20 protein-coding genes are annotated in these 23853 nt (G+C 59.3%); 14 read left to right on the top strand and 6 right to left on the bottom strand.

Going from position 1 to position 23853, the window contains the following annotated elements:
- Positions 1 to 19: 19 nt before the first annotated feature.
- Both ABIE16_RS07275 and ABIE16_RS07280 read right to left on the bottom strand, forming a co-directional pair.
- Positions 20 to 580, bottom strand: coding sequence for a response regulator transcription factor (locus tag ABIE16_RS07275; protein ID WP_007973041.1), 561 nt, complete (start codon positions 578 to 580; stop codon positions 20 to 22).
- Positions 573 to 1835, bottom strand: a complete 1263-nt coding sequence (locus ABIE16_RS07280) for an ATP-binding protein (RefSeq protein WP_057716443.1) — start codon at positions 1833 to 1835, stop codon at positions 573 to 575. The genes ABIE16_RS07275 and ABIE16_RS07280 overlap by 8 nt, the downstream gene beginning before the upstream one ends.
- 372 nt (positions 1836 to 2207) lie before the next feature.
- On the opposite strand from ABIE16_RS07280, the gene ABIE16_RS07285 reads away from it, so the two are divergent.
- The 9 genes from ABIE16_RS07285 to ABIE16_RS07325 all read left to right on the top strand — a co-directional run bounded on the left by ABIE16_RS07285 (position 2208) and on the right by ABIE16_RS07325 (position 14147).
- Positions 2208 to 2924 carry an SIMPL domain-containing protein gene (locus ABIE16_RS07285; RefSeq protein WP_090453064.1) on the top strand — a complete coding sequence of 239 codons (717 nt, stop codon included), beginning with the start codon at positions 2208 to 2210 and terminating at the stop codon, positions 2922 to 2924.
- Between the two features lie 446 nt (positions 2925 to 3370).
- A complete protein-coding gene (locus ABIE16_RS07290; protein WP_057716445.1) occupies positions 3371 to 4996 on the top strand; it encodes an ABC transporter substrate-binding protein in 1626 nt (541 codons plus the stop codon).
- A 303-nt stretch (positions 4997 to 5299) separates the two neighbouring features.
- Positions 5300 to 6901: an ABC transporter substrate-binding protein gene (locus ABIE16_RS07295; protein WP_057716446.1), complete on the top strand. Its 1602-nt coding sequence runs from the start codon at positions 5300 to 5302 to the stop codon at positions 6899 to 6901.
- Positions 6902 to 7075: 174 nt separating this feature from the next.
- The gene (locus ABIE16_RS07300; RefSeq protein ID WP_057716447.1) at positions 7076 to 8509 is read left to right on the top strand and encodes an OprD family porin; all 1434 of its coding nucleotides are present in this window, start codon (positions 7076 to 7078) and stop codon (positions 8507 to 8509) included.
- 78 nt (positions 8510 to 8587) lie between these two features.
- Positions 8588 to 10183 carry an ABC transporter substrate-binding protein gene (locus ABIE16_RS07305; RefSeq protein ID WP_057716448.1) on the top strand — a complete coding sequence of 532 codons (1596 nt, stop codon included), beginning with the start codon at positions 8588 to 8590 and terminating at the stop codon, positions 10181 to 10183.
- A 72-nt stretch (positions 10184 to 10255) separates the two neighbouring features.
- Positions 10256 to 11266: an ABC transporter permease subunit gene (locus ABIE16_RS07310; protein ID WP_008051717.1), complete on the top strand. Its 1011-nt coding sequence runs from the start codon at positions 10256 to 10258 to the stop codon at positions 11264 to 11266.
- 10 nt (positions 11267 to 11276) lie between these two features.
- Entirely contained in the window at positions 11277 to 12188 is a 912-nt protein-coding gene (locus tag ABIE16_RS07315; RefSeq protein ID WP_057716449.1) for an ABC transporter permease subunit, read from the top strand.
- Positions 12189 to 12198: 10 nt separating this feature from the next.
- A complete protein-coding gene (locus ABIE16_RS07320; protein ID WP_057716450.1) occupies positions 12199 to 13167 on the top strand; it encodes an ABC transporter ATP-binding protein in 969 nt (322 codons plus the stop codon).
- Positions 13167 to 14147 (top strand): peptide ABC transporter ATP-binding protein, encoded by a 981-nt coding sequence (locus ABIE16_RS07325; RefSeq protein ID WP_429520785.1) that lies wholly within the window; start codon positions 13167 to 13169, stop codon positions 14145 to 14147. The genes ABIE16_RS07320 and ABIE16_RS07325 overlap by 1 nt, the downstream gene beginning before the upstream one ends.
- Positions 14148 to 14342: 195 nt before the next feature.
- On the opposite strand, the gene ABIE16_RS07330 is transcribed toward ABIE16_RS07325, so the two are convergent.
- Complete coding sequence (locus tag ABIE16_RS07330; protein ID WP_057716452.1) at positions 14343 to 14597, bottom strand: hypothetical protein; 255 nt, start codon at positions 14595 to 14597, stop codon at positions 14343 to 14345.
- Positions 14598 to 14935: 338 nt separating this feature from the next.
- Positions 14936 to 16519, bottom strand: coding sequence for a peptide chain release factor 3 (locus tag ABIE16_RS07335; protein WP_057716453.1), 1584 nt, complete (start codon positions 16517 to 16519; stop codon positions 14936 to 14938).
- Between the two features lie 438 nt (positions 16520 to 16957).
- Between ABIE16_RS07335 and ABIE16_RS07340 the strand changes: the two genes are divergently transcribed.
- The 5 genes from ABIE16_RS07340 (at position 16958) to ABIE16_RS07360 (ending at position 22232) form a co-directional block, all read left to right on the top strand.
- Positions 16958 to 17674, top strand: coding sequence for an ABC transporter permease (locus ABIE16_RS07340; RefSeq protein WP_223501413.1), 717 nt, complete (start codon positions 16958 to 16960; stop codon positions 17672 to 17674).
- A 20-nt stretch (positions 17675 to 17694) separates the two neighbouring features.
- A complete protein-coding gene (locus ABIE16_RS07345) occupies positions 17695 to 18588 on the top strand; it encodes a glycine betaine ABC transporter substrate-binding protein (protein ID WP_057716455.1) in 894 nt (297 codons plus the stop codon).
- 12 nt (positions 18589 to 18600) lie between these two features.
- Positions 18601 to 19254 (top strand): ABC transporter permease, encoded by a 654-nt coding sequence (locus ABIE16_RS07350; RefSeq protein WP_057716456.1) that lies wholly within the window; start codon positions 18601 to 18603, stop codon positions 19252 to 19254.
- The gene (locus tag ABIE16_RS07355; protein WP_057716457.1) at positions 19251 to 20408 is read left to right on the top strand and encodes a betaine/proline/choline family ABC transporter ATP-binding protein; all 1158 of its coding nucleotides are present in this window, start codon (positions 19251 to 19253) and stop codon (positions 20406 to 20408) included. Before ABIE16_RS07350 ends, ABIE16_RS07355 begins: the two co-directional genes overlap by 4 nt.
- 660 nt (positions 20409 to 21068) lie before the next feature.
- A complete protein-coding gene (locus ABIE16_RS07360) occupies positions 21069 to 22232 on the top strand; it encodes a type III PLP-dependent enzyme (protein ID WP_056728269.1) in 1164 nt (387 codons plus the stop codon).
- Positions 22233 to 22389: 157 nt separating this feature from the next.
- On the opposite strand, the gene ABIE16_RS07365 is transcribed toward ABIE16_RS07360, so the two are convergent.
- Together ABIE16_RS07365 and ABIE16_RS07370 are read right to left on the bottom strand one after the other, a co-directional pair.
- Positions 22390 to 23151 carry a tetratricopeptide repeat protein gene (locus tag ABIE16_RS07365; protein ID WP_429520786.1) on the bottom strand — a complete coding sequence of 254 codons (762 nt, stop codon included), beginning with the start codon at positions 23149 to 23151 and terminating at the stop codon, positions 22390 to 22392.
- Complete coding sequence (locus ABIE16_RS07370) at positions 23152 to 23832, bottom strand: Fe2+-dependent dioxygenase (RefSeq protein ID WP_090453057.1); 681 nt, start codon at positions 23830 to 23832, stop codon at positions 23152 to 23154.
- Positions 23833 to 23853: the final 21 nt, after the last annotated feature.

The raw sequence follows: 23853 nt of genomic DNA on the forward strand, positions 1-23853 counted from the left end.
GCATTCGTTCAGCGCAGGTTCAGCGGCGAACGGGACGCTTCTGCAGTTTGCGCTGCAGGGTGCGGCGGTGCATGCCCAGGGCACGGGCGGTGGCGGAGATGTTGCCTTCGTGTTCGGTCAGCACGCGCTGGATGTGCTCCCACTGCAGGCGGTCCACGGACATCGGGTTTTCCGGCACCAGGCTGTCGAGGTCGGCGTGCTCGGACAGCAGCGCCGCCAGCACGTCGTCGGCGTCCGCCGGCTTGCACAGGTAGTTGCAGGCACCGCGCTTGATCGCCTCGACGGCAGTGGCAATGCTCGAGTAACCGGTGAGGATCACCACGCGCATTTCCGGGTCCATTTCCAGCAACTTGGGCAGCAGCACCAGCCCGGAATCGCCGTCCATCTTCAGGTCCAGGGCGGCGTAATCCGGCAGATCGGCCTTGGCCAGCTCCAGGCCTTCCTCGGCGGAACCGGCAGTGCTGACGCGAAAACCGCGGCGAGCCATGGCGCGGGCCATGACGCGGGTGAATGTGGCGTCGTCATCGACCAGCAACAAATGCGGCAGTTCTTCGCCTTCGACTTGGATCTCTTCACTCATGTTCGTCTCCTCGGGCGACACGGGGCAGGCGCAGCTCGGTGAGCGTGCCACCTTCCTCATGACTGTAGAGTTTCACTGAGCCGCCGGCGCGTGTCACGCTGGCCTTGCTCAAAAACAGGCCCAGGCCGAAGCCTTTGCCCTTGGTGGTAAAAAACGGCTTGCCGATTTGCTCGGCGATGGCCAGCGGCACACCGGCACCATGGTCACGAATGCTGATGGTGAGGTTTTCCCAATCCCAGTCCAGCGTCACTTGCAGCCCTTCGGGGCAGGCATCGGCAGCGTTGTTCAACAGATTCAGCAAAGCCTGGGTCAGGTCCGGCGGCGGCGCCATCCGGGGGACCGGGCCCTGGCCGAGGCGCTGGAAGCGATAACTGGCTTCCGGACGCATCAGGTGCCAGCGATTGAGGGCTTCATCAAGCCAATCGGTGACGTCCTGCATCTCCACCGCCAACCGGCGATTGGCCTCAGCGGCGCGTACCAGATGCTGCAAGGTCTCTTTACACAGCTTGACCTGATCCTGCAGCACGCTCAGGTCGTCCTGCAACATCGGATCATGATGATCCTGGCGCATTTCCTTGAGTAGCACACTCATGGTCGCCAACGGCGTGCCCAGTTCATGGGCCGCACCGGCGGCCTGGGTGGCGACGGCCAGCAGTTGCTGATCGCGCAGGCCTTCTTCGCGGCGAATGGCGCGCAACTCTTCCTGACGACGCAGCTCTTCGGCCATGCGCGCGGCGAAAAACGTGATCACCGCTGCAGCCAGGGCGAAGCTCAGCCACATTCCGTACACCTGCAGGTTTTCCCGGGCGATCGGGAAGGTTTGCAGCGGGTAGAACTGCGCCAGCAACAGCGTGTACATCGTCAACGCGATACCCGACAGGATCACCGAGTAACGCCACGGCAAGGTCACGGCGGCAATGGTCAGCGGCACCAGGTAATAGGAGACGAAGGGGTTGGTCGAGCCACCGGAGAAATACAGCAATGCGCTGTGGATAAACAGATCGCAGGCCAGTTGCACGGCGTATTCGAGCTCGGTCACCGGCCACGAGGTACGCAGACGAATGGCCGTGAACACGCACAGCAGCATTGAACATGCGAGCGTCGCCGCCAACTGAAACCAGGGCAGTGGCAGCAATTCGAGCCAGTAGGCCAGGCCAACGGAACCGGCCTGGGCGGCCAGCACCAACGTGCGGATGAACGTCAGCCGCCAGAGGTTCTGGCGAGTGGCGGAAGTGATTTGAACGGGGGCGAGCATGAGCTCTCCTGATGAGCGCTCCAGGCGGATCGCAGGGAGTATAACCAAGCGAGGGGGCTGACAGGCAAAAGTGCGGCAAACGGCCACAGTGCTACCCATAGTTTCGCGGGCGATGACAACTGTGGCGAGGGGGCTTGCCCCCGTTCGGCTGCGAAGCAGTCGCAAATAGGTCGATTCGGTCTAACTGTCATAACGCGGTGCAGGTTTTGGGACTGCTGCGCAGTCCAACGGGGGCAAGCCCCCTCGCCACAGGGCCACCTGAGTTCCATCTGTATAGAAGTTGTAACTGTGCGAACCGGAGCTTAAAAGCTAGAGTCTGATGGTTTCACGCAGGTCCGGACCATACCCCTGCGCACCTTTCAAGGAGCCTTCATGCACACATTCCGCCGCAGCGCCGCTCTCCTCGCCCTGAGCGTTGGCACCGTCGCCAGCCTCCCGGCCCTGGCCGCCGACGAGCTTCATTACAACCAGATTTCCCTGCGCGCCGAAGTCAGTCAGGAAGTGGCCCGCGACCTGATGATCGTGACCCTCTACACCGAAGAACAGAACACCGACCCGGCCAAACTCGCCGCCGATGTCAGCACCACCATGAACAAGGCGCTGGCCAAGGCCAAGCAAGTCAAGGACATCACTCTGCGCCAGGGCAGCCGCAACAGCTACCCGATCTATGACACCAAGGGCCAGAAAATCACCGGCTGGCGCGAGCGCGCCGAATTGCGCCTGGAAAGCCCGGACTTCGCTGCGCTGTCGAAGCTGACCGGCGAACTGCTCACCGACCTGAAAATGGGCGGCATGGACTTCGCCATCGCCACCCCGACCCGCAAGGCCAGCGAAGATGCCCTGCTCAAGGACGCCGTGACCGCCTTCAAGGCCCGCGCCCAACTGGCCACCGACGCCCTTGGCGGCAAGAGCTACAAAATCGTCAACCTGAACCTCAACAGCAACGGTTATCCACAGCCTTACATGCGCGCGCCGATGATGATGAAAGCCGCCGCCATGGACAGCGCACCGGTGACGCCGGATGTCGAGGCCGGCACCAGCCAGGTCAGCATGACCGCCGATGGCTCGATTGAAGTGCTGATGCCTTGAATCGGTAGCCCGTAAACAAAAACGGCGATCATGAAAATGATCGCCGTTTTTTTTGGCAGTTTTCAGGCATGAGCTATAACTGGATAGGTCCCCCGAGAAAAGCCGTCGATTGGCCACTATCGGTACAACAATAACCACTCTTATTCACGCCATGCCCACCCCACAATTCGGGGTATGAATAAGTAACACCCCCGCCCCACGCGGGAGCAACCCGAGTCAAGAGCGCACTGTAAAAGTGCGTCATTTGCACCATAAAAACGCCGCGCAAACGGTCAAATGCGTCAGGAATTATACAAATGCGACATTAAGGTACGTTCGTGCCACCGTTTAAGGCTTGTAGTCACTCTGGATCTTGCATTGGGTATGGCCCCTGCATAAGTATCCGCAGGCACGACTCACGAGGTCGTCCTCTAATTCCAAAAATGACAACAAATCATGAGGCCACCATGCTTAAACACGCGGTCATTCCGTTCTTAGTTGGCGCAAGCTTGTTAGCCAGCGCACCGTTCGCCCAAGCAGCGACTAACCTGGTGTTCTGCTCCGAAGGGAGCCCGGCCGGTTTCGATCCAGGTCAATACACCACCGGAACCGACTTCGACGCCTCTGCAGAAACCATGTTCAACCGCCTCACCCAGTTCGAACGTGGCGGCACCGCCGTGGTTCCTGGGCTGGCGACCAAGTGGGACGTTTCCGATGACGGCCTGACCTACACCTTCCACCTGCGTGAAGGCGTCAAGTTCCACACTACCCCGTATTTCAAACCGACTCGTGAGTTCAACGCCGACGACGTACTGTTCACCTTTAATCGCATGATTAACAAGGATGATCCGTTCCGCAAAGCGTACCCGACCGAATTCCCGTACTTCACCGACATGGGGATGGATACCAACATCACCAAGATCGATAAAGTCGACGACCACACGGTCAAGTTCACCCTCAAGGACGTTGATGCCGCGTTCATCCAGAACATGGCCATGAGCTTCGCCTCGATCCAGTCCGCCGAGTACGCTGCCCAGCTGCTCAAGGAAGGCAAGGCAGCCGACATCAACCAGAAGCCGGTCGGCACCGGCCCGTTCGTGTTCAAGAGCTACCAGAAAGACTCCAACATCCGCTACACAGGGAACAAGGACTACTGGAAGCCTGACGACGTGAAGATCGACAACCTGATCTTCGCCATCACCACCGACCCGTCGGTACGCATCCAGAAGCTGAAGAAGAACGAGTGCCAGGTCACCCTGTTCCCTCGTCCGGCCGACCTGAAGGCGCTCAAGGAAGACAAGTCCTTGAAGATGCCTGAGCAGGCCGGGTTCAACCTGGGCTACATCGCCTACAACGTGATGGACAAGATCAAGGGCGACGACAAGCCGAACCCGATGTCGCAGTTGAAAGTGCGCCAGGCCATGGACATGGCCGTCAACAAGCAGCAGATCATCGACTCCGTGTACCAGGGCGCCGGCCAACTGGCGGTCAACGCCATGCCGCCGACCCAGTGGTCCTACGACACCACCATCAAGGACGCCAAGTACGATCCCGAGAAAGCCAAGGAGCTGCTCAAGGAAGCCGGCGTCAAGGAAGGTACCGAAATCGTCCTGTGGGCGATGCCGGTTCAGCGTCCGTACAACCCGAACGCCAAGCTGATGGCAGAAATGCTGCAGTCCGACTGGGCCAAGATCGGCCTCAAGGTCAAGATCCAGAGCTACGAGTGGGGCGAGTACATCAAGCGCTCCAAGGGCGGCGAGAACGGCGCGATGCTGATTGGCTGGAGCGGCGACAACGGTGACCCGGACAACTGGCTGAACGTGCTGTTCGGCTGCGATTCGCTGGAAGGCAACAACTTCTCCAAATGGTGCGACAAGAAGTTTGACGACATCGTCAAGCAAGCCAAGCGCACTTCGGACCAAGGCAAACGCACCGAGCTGTACAAACAGGCGCAACACGTCCTCAAGGATGCTGTGCCTATGACACCTATCGCTCACTCGACGGTGTTCCAACCCATGCGCGCCAACGTGCAGGACTTCAAGATCAGCCCATTTGGCTTGAACTCCTTCTACGGCGTCAGCGTCAGCAAATAAGGTTTTGCAACGGCGACGTTCCTGACGTCGCCGTTGCTTTATCTTCCGAGAAAGCAGGAATTCGCCTACATCCTAGTCCGCAGCTGACTACAGCATCGGGCGAGGACGCGTTGCCATTTCCTACGAGTCTTTAGGACTCTACGCATTTACTGCCGGACCCGTGGCTCATACCGTCGGGATCTGACCAGTGCACGCGTGGGTCATCGGTTAATGCTGTGCGCATGGCTTGAAATCAGTGATGCCTCTACGTCCGCGGACGGGACGGCGACTCATTGAAAACACTTTGAGAGAGAAGGGAGCGTTATGCGCCATACCTTGGTTTTATCCGCATTGCTGGGCACCGGCCTGTTGGCCGCCACTTCCATCAGCCAGGCCGCCAACAACAGCCTGGTGTTCTGCTCCGAAGGCAGCCCCGCCGGTTTCGACACGGCGCAGTACACCACTGCGACCGACAACGACGCCGCCGAGCCGCTGTACAACCGGTTGGCTGAGTTCGAAAAAGGCGCGACCAACGTCGTACCGGGCCTGGCCACGAGCTGGGATATTTCCGAGGACGGCCTCAAATACACGTTTCACCTGCGCGAAGGGGTGAAGTTTCATACCACCAAATACTTCACGCCGACCCGAGACTTCAACGCCGACGACGTGCTGTTCACGTTCAATCGCATGCTCGACCCGCAGCAACCTTTCCGTAAGGCTTATCCGACAGAGTTTCCGTACTTCAACGGCATGAGCCTGAACAAGAACATCGCCAAGGTCGAAAAGACCGGGCCACTGACCGTGGTCTTTACGCTCAATAGCGTGGACGCCGCGTTCATCCAGAACATCGCCATGAGCTTCGCCGCCATCCTTTCGGCCGAATACGCCGACAAGCTGCTGGCCGAAGGCAAGCCGAGCGACATCAACCAGAAGCCGATCGGCACCGGGCCGTTCGTGTTCAAGAGCTACCAGAAAGACTCGAACATCCGTTACACCGGCAACAAGCATTACTGGGCCCCTGACCGGGTCAAGCTCGATAACCTGATTTTCGCCATCAACACCGACGCCTCGGTGCGCGTGCAGAAACTCAAGGCCGGCGAGTGCCAGATCACCCTGCACCCGCGCCCTGCCGATGTGCCCGCACTGAAGAACGACACGGCCCTGCAACTGATCGAGAAGCCCGGTTTCAACCTCGGTTACATCGCCTACAACGTGCGCCACAAACCATTCGACCAGCTTGAAGTACGCCAGGCGCTGGACATGGCGGTGAACAAGCAAGGCATTCTCAATGCCGTCTACCAGGGCGCGGGGCAACTGGCGGTCAACGCCATGCCGCCGACCCAATGGTCCTACGACGAGACTATCAAGGACGCCGCCTACAACCCGGAAAAAGCCAAGGAATTGCTCAAAGCTGCCGGCGTCAAGGAAGGCACCGAAATCACCCTCTGGGCCATGCCGGTCCAGCGTCCGTACAACCCCAACGCCAAGTTGATGGCCGAGATGCTCCAGGCTGACTGGGCGAAGATCGGCCTCAAGGTCAAGATCGTCAGTTATGAGTGGGGCGAGTACATCAAGCGCACCAAGAATGGCGAACACGACATCAGCCTGATCGGCTGGACCGGCGACAACGGTGACCCGGACAACTGGCTGGGCACGCTCTACAGCTGTGACGCCATTGGCGGCAACAACTACTCGATGTGGTGTGATCCGGCTTACGACAAGCTGATCAAACAGGCCAAGGTCGTCACCGACCGCGACCAGCGCACCCTGCTCTACAAACAGGCGCAGCAATTGCTCAAGCAGCAAGTGCCGATGACGCCAGTCGCCCACTCGACGGTCAACCAGCCGCTGAGCGCCAAAATCGAAGGGTTCAAGGTGAGCCCGTTCGGTCGCAATGTTTTCTCGGGTGTCAGCATAGAAAAATAACCGATTAGCCAGAAATGCCGGAGGGCGGATTTTCCGCCCTCACGCAGACGCTTTGCCGTCTTTTGCCAATTTGGCTGACAGCAAACGTTTGCGATGCCGTGAATGAGTTCTAAACCAATAGCCGGATCACAAAAAAAGACCGGCATAAAAAAAAGAAAGTAAGGAGCTTTACCCATGAAACTGAGCAGCACCGCGTTATTGGCCATGGCCATCAGCAGCGTAACCGCCACGGCTTACGCAGAAACCCAAAGCCAGGCTTTCACCCCGGTTACCGTGAACGAGAAAAGCGCCCAAAGCGAAGCCACCGGCTTTATCGAAGGCCAGTCGATCACCGGCACCACGCGCAACTGGTACGCCAACGAACAACTGCAACGCGGCGCAAAGTTCGCCTACAAGAAAGACGGCGTTTCGACTCCGACCGATCGCCGGATCAACTGGGTCCAGGGCACCATCCTCAAGTACAACTCGGGCTTCACCGAAGGCACCGTTGGCTTCAGCACTGAGGTGGCGGCGTACAACGCCATCGCACTGGACCAGGACCGCAAAGACCTGGCGTCCAACAACGGCGGCGCACCGGGCACTCGTCCAGGCGCGGGCAACAACCGTACCCTGACCAAAGAGGGCGGCGACGCTCAAGGCCAGTGGAGCAAACTGGGCCTGGCCAACGTCAAGGCTCGTGTCTCCAACAGCACCCTGACCGCCGGCCGCATGAACTTCAGCAGCCCAATGGTCGACGTGATCGGTAACCGTGCACTGCCTTCGAGCTTCCAGGGCGTAGCCCTCCACAGCGAAGAGCTGAACAACCTGGCCTTCGACCTGGCCACCTTCGACCGCAACTCACCGCGTACCGAAGAAAGCCAGCGCAAATTCCGCACCGAATACGCAAACGGCATCGTCGAAACCGACCACGTCTACACCGGCGGTATCACCTACAACCCGTTCGCCAGCCTGACCACCAGCCTCTGGGCGACCCAGGCTGAAGATATCTGGAACCAGTACTACTTCGGCGCCTCTCACGTACTGGGCGACAGCCAGGTACTGAGCCTGACCACCGGCCTGAACTACTACAAAACCAAGGAAACCGGTAAAGCCCTGATCGGCGACATCGACAACGACACCTACTCGCTGTCGTTCGGCCTGACCCACCAGGCCCACACCCTGACCTTCTCGTACCAGGAAGTGAACGGTAACGAGTACTTCGACTACCTGCACGAAACCAACGGCATCTACCTGGCCAACTCCCTGTTGTCGGACTTCAACGGCCCGAACGAAAAATCGTTCCAGGTTGCCTACGGTCTGAACATGGCCGAATACGGCGTGCCGGGCCTGAAGTTCAACATCTACCAGGCTCGCGGCTGGGGTATCGACGGCACCCACTACACCGGCAACGGCGGCGTGGCAGGCAAGGGTTACGACGGCATCCAGTCCCAGGATGGCGAACACCATTATGAATACGGCATCGGCGCGACCTACGCCGTGCAGAGCGGCCCGCTCAAGGCCACCACGATTCGCGGCACCTACACCGCTCACCGTGCCAGCGAAAACCAGGCTGACGGCAGCATCAACGAGTTCCGCCTCGTGACCACGGTTCCGTTCAACATCCTGTAATGCCCGTGCCGAACGGCTGATTCAGTGACGAATCGGCCGTTCGGCTTTTGTCCTTTAACTGATTGCAGAGGGTTCTTGATGAAAATGCTTCCCCTACGTGCGGCCATCGCGGCCGCGTTGCTCAGTGTCGCTGTCGGTGTTTCGGCCAAGCCCCTGGTGGTTTGCACGGAAGCCAGCCCCGAAGGCTTCGACATGGTCCAGTACACGACTGCAGTCACCGCCGATGCCGTGGCCGAAACCATCTTCAATCGCCTGGCAGACTTCAAGCCCGGCACCACCGACGTGATTCCGGCACTGGCCGACTCCTGGGACATCAGCGAAGACGGCCTGACCTACACGTTCCATCTGCGTAAAGGCGTAAAGTTCCACACCACCGAATACTTCAAGCCGACCCGCGACATGAATGCCGACGACGTGGTCTGGAGCTTCCAGCGTCAGCTGGACCCGAATCATCCGTGGCACAAGCTGTCGAGCGTGGGCTTCCCGTACTTTGAAAGCATGGGCTTCAAGGAACTGCTCAAGAGCGTCGAGAAAGTCGACGACAACACGGTCAAGTTCACCCTGACCCGTCGCGAAGCACCGTTTCTGGCCGACATCGCCATGGCTTTCTCCTCGATCTACTCCGCCGAGTACGCCGACCTGTTGCTCAAAGCGAACAAGACCGGCGACCTGAACAACAAGCCGATCGGCACTGGCCCGTTCGTCTTCCAGCGCTATAACAAGGACGCCCAGGTCCGCTTCAAGGCCAACCCGGACTACTTCCGTGGCAAACCGCCAGCCGATGCGTTGATCCTGGCCATCGCCACCGACAACAACGTGCGCCTGCAGAAGCTCAAGGCCAACGAGTGCCAGGTCGCGCTCTATCCGAAGCCGGATGACATTCCGAGCATCAAGAAAGACGACAAGCTGAAAGTCGATGAACTGAACGCGATGACCGTTTCCTACATCGCCATGAACACCACGCACAAATACATGAGTGATGTGCGGGTGCGCAAAGCCATCGACATCGCCTTCGACAAAGAGGCATACGTCAATGCGTTGTTTGGCAAGGGCAATGCGACCGCCGCGGTCAACCCGTACCCGGACACCCTGCTGGGCTACAACCACAGCCTGAAAAACCCGGCCCGTGATCTGGACAAGGCTCGCGCCCTGCTCAAGGAAGCCGGCGTACCGGAAGGCACCACCTTCACCCTCTTCACCCGCAACGGTGGCGGTCCGACCAATCCGAACCCGATGCTCGGCGCGCAGATGATGCAAGCCGACCTGGCCAAGGTCGGGATCAAGATCGACATCCGCGTGATGGAATGGGGCGAAATGCTCAAACGCGCCAAAAACGGCGAGCACGACATGGTTTCCGCCGGATGGGCGGGTGATAACGGCGACCCGGATAACTTCCTGACGCCTATGCTCAGTTGTGAAGCGGCCAAGAACGGAGAAAACTACGCACGCTGGTGCAATGACAAGTTCCAGGCGCTGCTCGACCAGGCCCGGGAAAAAACCGATCCGGCCGAACGCGCAGCGCTCTACGAACAGGCCCAGGTTATTTTCAACCAGGACCAGCCGTGGATCAGCATGGCGCACACTAGAATGTTTACCGCAATGCGCAACAACGTAGAGGGCTATCACATTAGCCCCCTCACCACGAATAACTTCGCCACCACCCAGGTGAAGTAATAAGAAAACTCCCGGCATTCCTGACCCAGGCATGCCGGGCACGCCTAACCGGCTGATGAGGTACAACACACGATGTTTAGTTTTATTGCCCGCCGACTGGGGTTACTGATCCCCACGTTCTTCGGCATCACCTTGCTGACTTTCGCGTTGATTCGCATGATCCCGGGCGACCCCGTAGAAGTCATGATGGGAGAACGTAGGGTCGATCCCGAAATGCACGCTCAGGCAATGGAACGCCTAGGTCTGAACAAACCCCTGTATGCCCAGTACCTGGATTACATCGGCAAGCTGGCCCACGGCGATCTCGGGGAATCCCTGCGTACCCGTGAAAGCGTGTGGAGCGAATTCACCTCCCTGTTCCCCGCGACCCTGGAACTGTCCATGGCCGCCCTGTTGTTCGCCGGCATCCTGGGCCTTCTGGCCGGGGTGATCGCGGCACTCAAGCGAGGATCCTTGTTCGACCATGGAGTGATGGGTGTCTCCCTGGCGGGATACTCGATGCCGATCTTCTGGTGGGGCCTGATCCTGATCATGTTCTTCTCGGTAAGTCTGGGCTGGACCCCGGTATCCGGGCGGATCGACCTGCTGTATGACATCGAGCCACGCACCGGCTTCATGCTGATCGATACGCTGCTGGCCGACGAGCCGGACGCATTCTTCGACGCCCTGCACCACCTGATCCTGCCGGCCATTGTGCTCGGCACCATTCCGCTGGCAGTGATCGCGCGGATGACCCGTTCGTCGATGCTCGAAGTGCTGCGTGAAGACTACATCCGCACCGCCAAGGCCAAAGGCCTGTCGCCGGCACGCGTGGTGTTCGTACACGGCCTGCGCAACGCGCTGATCCCGGTACTCACCGTGGTCGGCCTGCAAGTCGGCACCCTGCTGGCCGGTGCGGTCCTGACCGAAACCATCTTCTCGTGGCCCGGCATCGGCAAATGGCTGATCGAAGCCATTGGCGCCCGGGATTATCCCGTTGTGCAAAACGGCATCCTGTTAATCGCCTGCCTGGTGATTGTGGTCAACTTCGTAGTGGACATCCTCTACGGCTTTGCCAACCCACGCATCCGTCATCAGCGCTGAGATCATGACCATGACCACTCCAATTCCATCGGTAGCAGTCGATCAAAGCCTGCTGTACCCGTCTCCGTACAAAGAATTCTGGCAAGCGTTTTCCAAGAACAAAGGTGCCGTCGCCGGCCTGATGTTCATGCTGCTGGTGATTTTCTGCGCCATCTTCGCCCCGTGGGTTGCCCCTCACGACCCGAGCGAGCAATACCGTGATTTCCTGCTGACCCCGCCGGCCTGGCTGGAAGGTGGACAGATGCAGTTCCTGCTCGGCACCGATGAACTGGGTCGCGACCTGCTGTCGCGCCTGATCCAGGGCTCGCGCCTGTCGTTGCTGATCGGTTTGTCGTCGGTGGTGATGTCGCTGATCCCTGGGATCCTGCTGGGTCTGTTCGCCGGGTTCTTCCCGCGCATACTTGGCCCGAGCATCATGCGTCTGATGGACATCATGCTGGCCCTGCCGTCCCTGCTGCTGGCCGTGGCGATCGTCGCCATCCTCGGCCCTGGCCTGATCAATACCGTGATCGCCATCGCCGTGGTGTCCCTGCCGTCCTACGTTCGTCTGACCCGCGCTGCGGTGATGGGCGAACTGAACCGCGACTACGTAACCGCCGCGCGCCTGGCCGGTGCCGGTCTGCCGCGCCTGATGTTCGTCACCGTGCTGCCTAATTGCATGGCGCCGCTGATCGTTCAGGCCACCCTGAGCTTCTCCTCGGCGATCCTCGATGCCGCCGCACTGGGCTTCCTCGGCCTTGGCGTACAACCGCCAACCCCTGAGTGGGGCACCATGCTGGCTTCGGCCCGCGACTACATCGAACGCGCCTGGTGGGTAGTGAGCCTGCCTGGTCTGACCATTTTGCTCAGCGTGCTGGCAATCAACCTGATGGGCGACGGCCTGCGCGATGCGCTGGACCCGAAACTCAAGAACGCCGCCTGAGGAGATTCCCATGTCACTGCTAGAAATCAAGAATCTCAACGTTCGCTTCGGCGACAAAAACGCCACGCCAGTCGTCGATGGCCTCGACCTGCAAGTGGACAAGGGCGAAGTGCTGGCCATCGTTGGCGAGTCCGGTTCCGGCAAGTCCGTGACCATGATGGCGCTGATGGGCCTGATCGAGCATCCGGGGATCGTCACCGCTGACGCCCTGAATTTCGACGGCAAGAACATGCTCAAGCTCAACAATCGCCAGCGTCGCCAGATCGTGGGTAAAGACCTGTCCATGGTCTTCCAGGATCCGATGACTGCCCTGAACCCGAGCTACACCGTCGGTTTCCAGATTGAAGAAGTGCTGCGCCTGCACCTGAAAATGTCCGGCAAGGCTGCGCGCAAGCGCGCCATCGAACTGCTGGAAAAAGTTGAAATCCCGGGTGCCGCCAGCCGTATGGACGCCTACCCGCATCAACTGTCCGGTGGCATGAGCCAACGTGTCGCGATTGCCATGGCGATTGCCGGCGAACCGAAACTGCTGATCGCCGACGAACCGACCACGGCGCTGGACGTAACCATCCAGGCGCAAATCATGGACCTGCTGCTGGCGTTGCAGAAAGAGCAGAACATGGGCCTGGTGCTGATCACCCACGACCTCGCCGTCGTGGCCGAAACCGCCCAGCGCGTGTGCGTGATGTACGCCGGCCAGGCGGTCGAAGTCGGCCAGGTGCCGCAACTGTTCGACATTCCGGCACACCCGTACAGCGAAGCGTTGCTCAAGGCAATTCCGGAACACAGCCTGGGTGCCTCGCGCCTGTCGACCCTGCCGGGCATCGTTCCCGGTCGCTACGACCGCCCGCAAGGTTGCCTGCTGTCGCCACGCTGCCCCTACGTGAAAGACAACTGCCGTCAACAACGTCCGGCCCTTGACCAGAAAAGCAACAGCCTCGCTCGCTGCTTCTACCCGCTGAACCAGGAGGTGGCGTAATGGCCGTCGTTCTTACCGCCCGCAACCTGACCCGTCACTACGAGGTGTCCCGAGGCCTGTTCAAGGGTCACGCCACCGTGCGCGCCCTCAACGGCGTGTCGTTCGAACTGGAAGCCGGCAAGACCCTCGCTGTCGTAGGCGAGTCGGGTTGCGGTAAATCCACCCTGGCCCGTGCCCTGACCCTGATCGAAGAGCCGTCCTCCGGCTCCTTGAAAATTGCCGGGCAGGAAGTCGCCGGTGCCGACAAGGCCCAGCGCAAGCAACTGCGCAAAGACGTACAGATGGTGTTCCAGAGCCCGTACGCCTCGTTGAACCCTCGGCAGAAAGTCGGTGATCAGCTTGCAGAGCCATTATTGATCAACACCAACCTGAGCGCCGCGGAACGTCGCGAGAAAGTCCAGGCGATGATGAAGCAGGTGGGCTTGCGTCCCGAGCACTATCAGCGTTATCCGCACATGTTCTCCGGTGGTCAGCGCCAGCGGATCGCCCTGGCCCGCGCGATGATGCTGCAACCGAAAGTGTTGGTGGCGGACGAACCGACCTCGGCACTGGACGTGTCGATTCAGGCACAGGTGCTCAACCTGTTCATGGATTTGCAGCAAGAGTTCAACACCGCCTATGTGTTCATCTCCCACAACCTGGCAGTGGTACGCCACGTTGCCGACCATGTGATGGTGATGTACCTCGGTCGTCCGGTGGAAATGGGCACGAAAGAGGACATTTACTCCCGACCTCTGCACCCTTACACCCAGGCGCTGTTGTCGGCGACGCCGGCCATCCACCCGGATCCGGACAAGCCGAAAATCAAGATCGTCGGCGAATTGCCCAACCCGCTGAACCCGCCGTCCGGCTGCGCCTTCCACAAGCGCTGCCCGTACGCCACCGAGCGTTGCAGCACTGAAGAGCCGGCCCTGCGCCTGATCGCCGGCCGCCAGGTGGCTTGCCACTACGCCGAGCAATTCCTCGACGGCGCGGCATAAAAATGTGGGAGCGGGCTTGCTCGCGAAGGCGTCATTCCAGTCAACCTCAATGTCGACTGACAGATCGCTTTCGCGAGCAAGCCCGCTCCCACAGGGATTGAGTAGCTCAAGTAATTACGCGTTAACCAAACCCCTTCTGCCTCGAATGCGCATCACTCAGGTAGAAGGGGTTTTCTTTTGCCTGCAATAGAGCGACTACGTCTGGCTGTCGCCCTCTTCCTCATCGGAGTCCGGTTCGTCGGTGGTCGAGTCATCGTCGTTGTCCGCACCGCCCTGCCCCTGATCTCCCGGTTCCGATTCAGACTTGGCGATCATCAACCCCGCATAACCCGCCTGCCCGCTCGAAGCCTGCTCCCCGTGATCGATACACTCGGCCCACGCCGTCGAAGCTCCGAGCGAGAGCATCACCATCACCTTCAACAGCAGTAAAACGCGAAACAACCTGTTCATAGCCGATTCCTTCCTTTCGTTGAGTGCCTGTCTGGTGCTGAGTCAAATCTAGTTCCGATCAGCCGGGTTCTCCAGATTGGACGCTATCTGGCGGGGGAAAATGCAGCGGGTTTGGAGACTGGTTTGGAATAGGGGTTATTCACAACTCAACTAACACCGAAGCCCCCTGTAGGAGCGAGCCTGCTCGCGATGGAGGCTAACGATGACGCGCTCTGTCTGGATAAATGCAGCGCGGCTGGAATCATCGCGAGCAGGCTCGCTCCTACAGGGAATTGCGCCAGGCAATAAAAAACCCCGCAGCTTTCGCAACGGGGTTTTGGGATTTTGCAGCTCAGCGCTTAATGATGCTCACGGGTCGCACGGAATTTCACGTCCGGCCAGCGTTCTTCCATCAGGGCCAGGTTGACCCGCGTCGGTGCGAGGTAGGTCAGGTGACCACCGCCGTCCAGCGCCAGGTTTTCCACAGCCTTGTTGGAGAATTCCTCAAGCTTCTTCTTGTCGCTGCATTCGATCCAGCGCGCAGAGTAAACAGTGATCGGCTCGTAGGAGCACTCGACCTTGTATTCCTCTTTCAAACGGCTCGCGACCACATCGAACTGCAGCACACCGACGGCGCCGAGGATGATGTCGTTGCTGCGCTCCGGGAAGAACACCTGGGTCGCGCCTTCTTCGGCCAGTTGTTGCAGGCCCTGGCGCAGTTGCTTGGATTTCAGCGGATCTTTCAGGCGTACGCGACGGAACAGTTCCGGGGCGAAGTGTGGAATGCCGGTGAAACCCAGGACTTCGCCTTCGCTGAAGGTGTCGCCGATCTGGATGGTGCCGTGGTTGTGCAGGCCGATGATGTCGCCGGCAAACGCTTCTTCCAGTTGCTCACGCTCGGAGGAGAAGAAGGTCAGCGCGTCGCCGATCCGCACGTCCTTGCCGGTGCGCACGTGGCGCATCTTCATGCCTTTTTCGTACTTGCCCGAGCAGATACGCATGAAGGCGATGCGGTCGCGGTGTTTCGGGTCCATGTTCGCCTGGATCTTGAAGATGAAACCCGAGAACTTCTCTTCCACCGGCTCCACGGTGCGCTCGTTGGCCACGCGTGCCAGTGGGCGCGGCGCCCAATCAACGACGGCGTCGAGGACGTGGTCGACACCGAAGTTGCCCAGTGCCGTACCGAAGAACACCGGAGTCAGTTGACCATCGAGGAACTCCTGCTGGTTGAACTCGTGGCAGGCGCCCTGCACCAGTTCCAGCTGCTCGATGAAACGCTCGTACTCGTCACCCAGGTGGGCGCGGGCTTCATCGGAGTCGAGCTTCTCGATGATCCTGGTTTCGGTGCGTTCGTGGCCGTGACCGGCGGTGTACACGATGATGTAGTCATCGGCGAGGTGATACACGCCTTTGAAATCACGGTAGCAACCAATCGGCCAGGTGATCGGCGCAGCCTTGATCTTGAGGACGGCTTCGATTTCGTCGAGCAGTTCGATCGGGTCGCGGATGTCACGGTCGAGTTTGTTGATGAAGCTGACGATCGGCGTGTCACGCAGACGGCAGACGTCCATCAGGGCGATGGTCCGAGGCTCTACACCTTTACCGCCGTCGAGAACCATCAACGCCGAGTCCACCGCCGTCAGGGTGCGATAGGTATCTTCGGAGAAGTCTTCGTGGCCCGGGGTGTCGAGCAGGTTGATCATGTGTTCGCGATACGGGAACTGCATGACCGACGTGGTAATGGAGATACCCCGCTGCTTTTCCATTTCCATCCAGTCGGAGGTGGCATGGCGATCGGATTTACGAGATTTCACCGTACCGGCTACCGCAATCGCCTTGCCCATCAGCAGGAGCTTCTCGGTGATGGTGGTCTTACCGGCATCGGGGTGGGAAATAATGGCGAAAGTGCGGCGTTTCGCGACTTCGGCGGCCTGTTTGGTCATGGGAAATCGCCTGGCAGGTGATTCAAAAAAGGGCGCAGATTATAGCCCAAGTTGATCCAAGAACCGAACCGTTGAGCACATTAGGGGTGGCCAAATGCTGCTTCAGATGGGAACCTTTTAAGGCACGGAGACGTCCACTCCCCCGTAACGACCACTCGTCGGGGGCTTGAAACACCTGCAATTCGGCCTGACGAGGCTGTGCTCATGGCTCGATTGTCGTGCGTTTCCCCCTGTAGGAGCGAGCCTGCTCGCGATGGACGTCAACGATAATGCTGGGTACCTGAAGGTACGCATTGTCTTGAAGTTTTTCGCGAGCAAGCTCGCTCCTACAGTGAAACGCGCTCGGCAGGAGCTGCTTATCGCGATCATTTTTTCGGCAGCCAGGAATGGCGTTGCCACACGAGAAAGTGTTCGCCGACTGAAAAAAGGAGTCCGCCTGTGGCTATCCACTATGGCAAAGGGCTGATAGGAGGCGCGCTGGTATTCGCCCTTCTGGCCCTGCTGATCCAATGGATCGGCATCAACACGATCGAACACTACCGCGACGATTTGTTGTTTTACCTGCAAGCTCATCTGGTTCTCGTCCTCGCTTCCATGCTGGCCGCCCTTGTCGTGGGCATTCCTGCCGGCATCCTCCTCAGCCGCCCGTCCATGGTCGGCCGTGCCGAACGCTTCATGCAGTTCTTCAACATTGGCAACACCGTTCCGCCCCTGGCCGTCCTGGCCATCGCCTTAGGCATCCTCGGCATCGGCAGCGGTCCTGCGATCTTCGCCCTGTTCCTCGCCTCTTTGCTGCCCATCGTGCGCAACACCTACGAAGGCCTGAAAAACGTTCAGGGTTCGCTCAAGGAAGCCGCCGTCGGCATCGGCATGACCCCGCGCCAGGTACTGTGGAAAGTCGAATTGCCCAACGCGGTGCCGATCATCATCGGTGGTGTGCGTGTGGCATTGGCGATCAATGTCGGGACGGCGCCGCTGGCGTTCCTGATCGGCGCCAACAGTCTCGGCAGCCTGATCTTCCCCGGCATAGCCCTGAACAATCAGCCGCAATTGCTGCTCGGCGCGGCCTGCACCGCCCTGCTGGCCTTGTTGCTCGACGGCCTGGTGACACTCGCCAGCCGCCTCTGGCTCGAACGCGGCTTGCGCCCGTCTTAAGCCTCGGCAAAGGAATCGTCATGAAAACTTCAAGCTTTTTACTAGGCTGCGTCCTGCTGTTCGCAGGATTTGCCCAAGCCACGGAAAAACCGTTGATCCGCATCGGCGCCCGGGTGTTCACCGAACAGACCCTGCTGGCGGAAATCACCTCGCAGTACCTGCGCACCAAAGGTTACGAGGTGCAGGTGACCGGCGGCCTGGGCAGCAATCTGGCCCGCAGCGCCCATGAAAGTGGCCAACTGGACATGCTCTGGGAATACACCGGCGTTTCGCTGGTGGCCTACAACCATGTCACTGAAAAACTCGACAGCGAACAGTCCTACGCACGAGTAAAAGAACTCGACGCGAAAAAAGGCCTGGTCTGGCTGACACCGTCGAAATTCAGCAACACCTATGCCCTGGCACTGCCGAAAAACGTTGCTGACCAATACCCGCAGATCAACACCATCAGCGAGCTGAACTCGGTGCTGCGCAAGGAGGCCGAGACCAACAATCTGGTGGCGCTGGATACCGAGTTCGCCAACCGCTCGGACGGTCTTGATGGCATGGTCAAGCTCTACGACATGAACCTGACCCGCAAGAACATCCGCCAGATGGACGCCGGCCTGGTGTACACCGCGCTGCGTAACGGTCAGGTGTTTGCCGGTCTGGTCTACACCACCGACGGTCGCCTCAACGCCTTCAAGCTGAAACTGCTGGAAGACGACAAGCATTACTTCCCCGACTACACCGCCGCACCGGTGGTGCGTCAGGCCTACCTCGATGCGCATCCGCAACTGGCCGAACAACTCAAGCCTCTGGCTGAGCTGTTCGACGACAACACCATGCGCGAGCTCAATGCGCGGGTCGATGTCGATCACCAAAGCCCTTCGTCCGTTGCCGCAGATTTCCTGCGCCAGCATCCAATCAAATAAGGAGGAAAAGCCATGGAATTTCTCAACGCCTTTTCCCACCTCGACTGGCAGCAGGTGATACAGCTGACCGGCCAACACATCACCCTGGTCGGCATCGCCGTAACCCTGGCGATTGTGGTCGGCGTGCCGCTGGGCATCCTGATGACACGTTTCCCGAGCCTCGCCGGGCCGTTGCAAGCCAGCGCCACGGTGCTCCTGACCGTGCCGTCGATTGCCCTGTTTGGCCTGCTGCTGCCGTTCTACTCCAAGTTCGGCCAGGGCCTGGGCCCGATGCCGGCAATCACCGCGGTGTTTCTGTATTCGCTGCTGCCGATCATGCGTAACACCTACTTGGCCCTGACCAACGTCGAACCGGGCATCCGTGAAGCCGCGCGCGGCATCGGCATGACCTTCGGTCAGCGCCTGCGCATGGTCGAATTACCCATCGCCGTGCCGGTGATCCTCGCTGGTGTGCGCACTGCCGTGGTCATGAACATCGGCGTCATGACCATCGCCGCGACCATCGGCGCCGGTGGCCTGGGCGTACTCATCCTCGCTGCCATCAGCCGCAGCGACATGTCGATGCTGATTGTCGGCGCTGTACTGGTCAGTGTGCTGGCGATCATCGCCGACCTGATCCTGCAAGTGCTGCAACGTTCGCTGACTCCAAAAGGACTGCTCAAATGATCGAACTTCAAAACCTCAGCAAGACCTTCCAAAGCAACGGCAAAGATGTGAAAGCCGTGGACTCGGTGAGCCTGACCGTCAATGAAGGCGAAATCTGCGTGTTCCTCGGGCCATCGGGTTGCGGCAAAAGCACCACGCTGAAAATGATCAACCGCCTGATCAAACCGACCTCGGGCAAGATCCTGATCAACGGTGAAGACACCACGGGCCTCGACGAAGTGACGCTGCGCCGCAACATCGGCTACGTCATCCAGCAAATCGGTTTGTTCCCGAACATGACCATCGAGGAGAACATCGTCGTGGTGCCGAAACTGCTCGGCTGGGACAAGCAGAAATGCCACGACCGCGCCCGCGAGTTGATGAGCATGATCAAGCTCGAACCCAAGCAATATCTGCATCGCTATCCACGAGAACTGTCCGGTGGCCAGCAACAGCGGATCGGCGTGATTCGCGCACTGGCCGCCGATGCACCACTGCTATTAATGGACGAGCCGTTCGGGGCAGTCGACCCGATCAACCGCGAGATGATCCAGAACGAGTTCTTCGAAATGCAGCGGGCGCTGAACAAGACCGTGATCATGGTCAGCCACGACATCGACGAGGCGATCAAGCTCGGCGACAAGATCGCGATTTTCCGCGCCGGCAAGCTGCTGCAGATCGATCACCCGGACACTTTGCTCGCGCATCCGGCGGATGAGTTTGTCAGCAACTTCGTCGGCCAGGACAGCACACTGAAACGCCTGCTGCTGGTGAAAGCCGAAGATGCGGCGGACAACGCGCCTTCCGTCAGCCCGCATACCCCGGTGGCCGAAGCGCTGGAGTTGATGGACGAGCATGACCGACGCTATGTGGTGGTCACTTGTGCCGAGAATAAAGCCCTGGGTTATGTACGACGTCGCGACTTGCACCGTCAGGCCGGCACCTGCGCGCAGTACCAACGCGAGTTCAACGCCACGGCGGCGTACGACGAACATTTGCGCATCCTGCTGTCGCGCATGTACGAGTTCAATCGGGCGTGGTTGCCGGTGATGGATGCCGAGCGGGTGTTTTTGGGCGAGGTGACGCAGGAGTCGATAGCGGCTTATTTGAGCTCCGGTCGCTCCCGTGGAATGAAGACCAATATCGTCTCGCCAGCCGAGGCGGTGGTCGCCTGACAGCTCACATAACCAGGTAAAAACACAAAACCTGTGGGAGCGAGCTTGCTCGCGATGGCGTCATTTCAGGCAACTACGATGCTGGCTGTGAAAATGTCATCGCGAGCAAGCTCGCTCCCACAGGTTCTATGCGATTTTCCAGTGATTCGCAGGCCGGAAAAAAATATCAACAGTAGCGTCTGTAAAGGCTATTCGGAAACACGCTCCTGAATAGTCAAATCCCCTCTCAGACCACCTTTTCGCGGCCAACGTCGCCGATGTTGACGCTATCGTAGTTACTAGCGACTTTGCACACAAAAGCGTCGAACGTGCAGGTATTTTTAACACTCCATAAATCCTCGGGAACATCCGACTGTCATCTGTGTCGGTTACAAAGAGTGATGCCTGCAACGCGCGTCAGAAGAGTGCAAAAACGCGACATTTTTTGTTGATCTCAAGCCCCTCACGCCCTAAAGTTCGCGCCGAACGTCCATGCTGGAAACGATCCATCCGGCTCAAGTACTGACGACGAGACAGCAAGGCCAAGGGAAAGCTGCACTTCCCATGGCCTTTTTGCTTTCGGCGACATGCCTTGGGAAGTAGGCGAACCAAAGTGGGGATACGGAGGACGTTCATTTGCACCCATTGATTAACAACGTTTGCCTTTAGGAGCTCCCAGGTATGTCGATCCAGGTCGAAGACTATTTCGCGCGTGAAACCTTTCAGAAAATGAAGGCGTTCGCCGACAAACAGGAAACCCCGTTCGTGGTGATCGACACCGCGATGATCAGCCAGGCCTATGACGACCTGCGCGCCGGTTTCGAATTCGCCAAGGTCTACTACGCGGTCAAGGCCAACCCGGCCGTCGAGATCATCGACCTGCTCAAAGAGAAAGGTTCGAGCTTCGACATCGCCTCGATCTACGAGCTGGACAAAGTGCTTGGTCGCGGCGTCAGCGCCGACCAGATCAGCTACGGCAACACCATCAAGAAATCCAAGGACATCCGCTACTTCTACGAGAAGGGCGTGCGCCTGTTCGCCACCGACTCCGAAGCCGACCTGCGCAACATCGCCAAGGCCGCACCGGGCTCGAAAGTCTACGTGCGTATCCTGACCGAAGGCTCGACCACCGCCGACTGGCCGTTGTCGCGCAAATTCGGCTGCCAGACCGACATGGCCATGGACCTGCTGATCCTCGCCCGCGACCTGGGCCTGGTGCCTTACGGCATCTCCTTCCACGTCGGCTCGCAGCAGCGCGACATCAGCGTCTGGGACGCGGCGATCGCCAAGGTCAAAGTGATCTTCGAACGCCTGAAGGAAGAAGACGGCATCCACCTGAAGCTGATCAACATGGGTGGTGGCTTCCCGGCCAACTACATCACCCGCACCAACAGCCTGGAAACCTACGCCGAGGAAATCATCCGCTTCCTGAAGGAAGACTTCGGTGATGACTTGCCGGAAATCATCCTGGAGCCAGGCCGCTCGCTGATCGCCAACGCCGGCATCCTGGTTAGCGAAGTGGTACTGGTTGCACGTAAATCCCGTACCGCAGTAGAGCGTTGGGTGTACACGGATGTGGGCAAGTTCTCCGGCCTGATCGAAACCATGGACGAAGCCATCAAGTTCCCGATCTGGACCGAGAAAAAAGGCGAAATGGAAGAAGTGGTCATCGCCGGTCCAACCTGCGACAGCGCCGACATCATGTACGAAAACTACAAGTACGGCCTGCCGCTGAACCTGGCCATCGGTGATCGCCTGTACTGGCTGTCGACCGGTGCGTACACCACCAGTTACAGCGCCGTCGAGTTCAATGGCTTCCCGCCGCTGAAGTCGTTCTACGTGTAAATACTGCGTAGAAAACAAAAAGCCCATGACCTGTCATGGGCTTTTTCATTTACGCCACCCTCTGTGGGAGCGAGCTTGCTCGCGATGGCGATAGCTCAATCAACATTGATGCTGAATGTCATGACGTCATCGCGAGCAAGCTCGCTCCCACAAAGGCTCAAGAGACTGGGGTTAATTCTTCGGCACGATGATGGAATTCGTGGGCCAGTGCCTGGATCCTCGGATCGACCGCGCCCATCAGCGCCTGACTCGCCACTCGCAGAAAATTCAGGTTGCCACCGGCCAACGCCTTGCGCAGCCAGACCAACGCATCCTCGATATTCCCTTCGTCGGTCAAGACCGCAGCAAAGCTGAACTGCCCGCGAAAATCCCCGCCCTCGGCCGAACGTCGATACCAGTCACGCGCAGCTGCCGGATTCACCGGACAGACCCGCCCTTCTTCCAGATACCGCCCCAACAGATTCATCGATTTTGCATGGCCCAATTCAGCCGCACGGCGATAGAGACTCAGTGCCTGAAGCTGATCCTCAACCACCCCGCGACCGGTCGCCAGCAGATTGGCGTAGTTGTACATCGCCCAATCCAGCCCTGCAGTGGCGGCAAGTCGGTAATGCCTGGCCGCTAGCGATGCATCGGCAGCGCAGCCCCAACCATGCTCATGGCAACGACCGAGCATGTTGCGCGCCATGAGGTGCCCCTGGCGCGCTGCGATGCCGAACCAGCTCACTGCCAGCGGTTGGTCCTGCGCGATCCCCTGGCCGTCGAGCAGAATCTGCCCGAGCAAGGCCTGGGCTTCGACCTCTCCTTCTCGTGCGGCAATCAGGATGGCCTGGGCCGCACGGGCCGGACTTTCGTCGAGCATCGCGCGCAGTCGCTCACCGTCGAGCATTTCCTCGCGGCGTAAACGAAAATCCGCCACTTAGACCTCGACCCAGCGACGCAACAGGTTGTGATACGTCCCGGTCAGGCGGATCAGCGATGGATGATCGGGCACATCGCGGGTCAGTTGCTGGATTGCTCCGTCCATCTCGAACAACAGGGCGCGCTGGCTGTCTTCACGCACCAGGCTTTGCGTCCAGAAAAACGAGGCGAGTCGCGCTCCGCGTGTCACCGCATTGACCTTGTGCAGACTGGTGCCGGGATACAGCACCATGTCGCCGGCAGGCAGCTTCACCCGTTGGGTGCCGAAGGTGTCCTGGATCTCCAGCTCGCCGCCGTCATAATCCTCCGGCTCGCTGAAGAACAGCGTGGCGGACAAATCCGTACGCACCCGCTCGATGCTGCCTTTTGGCTGACGCACCGCGTTGTCGATATGGAAGTCGAAACTGCCACCGGCGGTGTAACAGTTCACTAACGGAGGGAAGACTTTGTGCGGTAACGCTGCTGACATGAACAGCGGATTTTTCCACAGCCGCTCCAGCATCGCCGCGCCGATCTCCTTGGCCAGCGGGTGACCTTCCGGCAACTGCAAATTGTGTTTGGCCTTCGCCGACTGGTAGCCGGCGGTGATCTTGCCATCGGCCCAATCGGCTTGCTCCAGAGCCTCGCGAATGCGCTGCACCTCGTCTTTTTCAAACAGGCCGGGAATGTGCAGCAGCATGACAAAGGCACCTGAAACCAA

It is taken from the genome of Pseudomonas sp. 2725, assembly GCF_050434585.1.
GTDB classification, from domain to species: domain Bacteria; phylum Pseudomonadota; class Gammaproteobacteria; order Pseudomonadales; family Pseudomonadaceae; genus Aquipseudomonas; species Aquipseudomonas jessenii.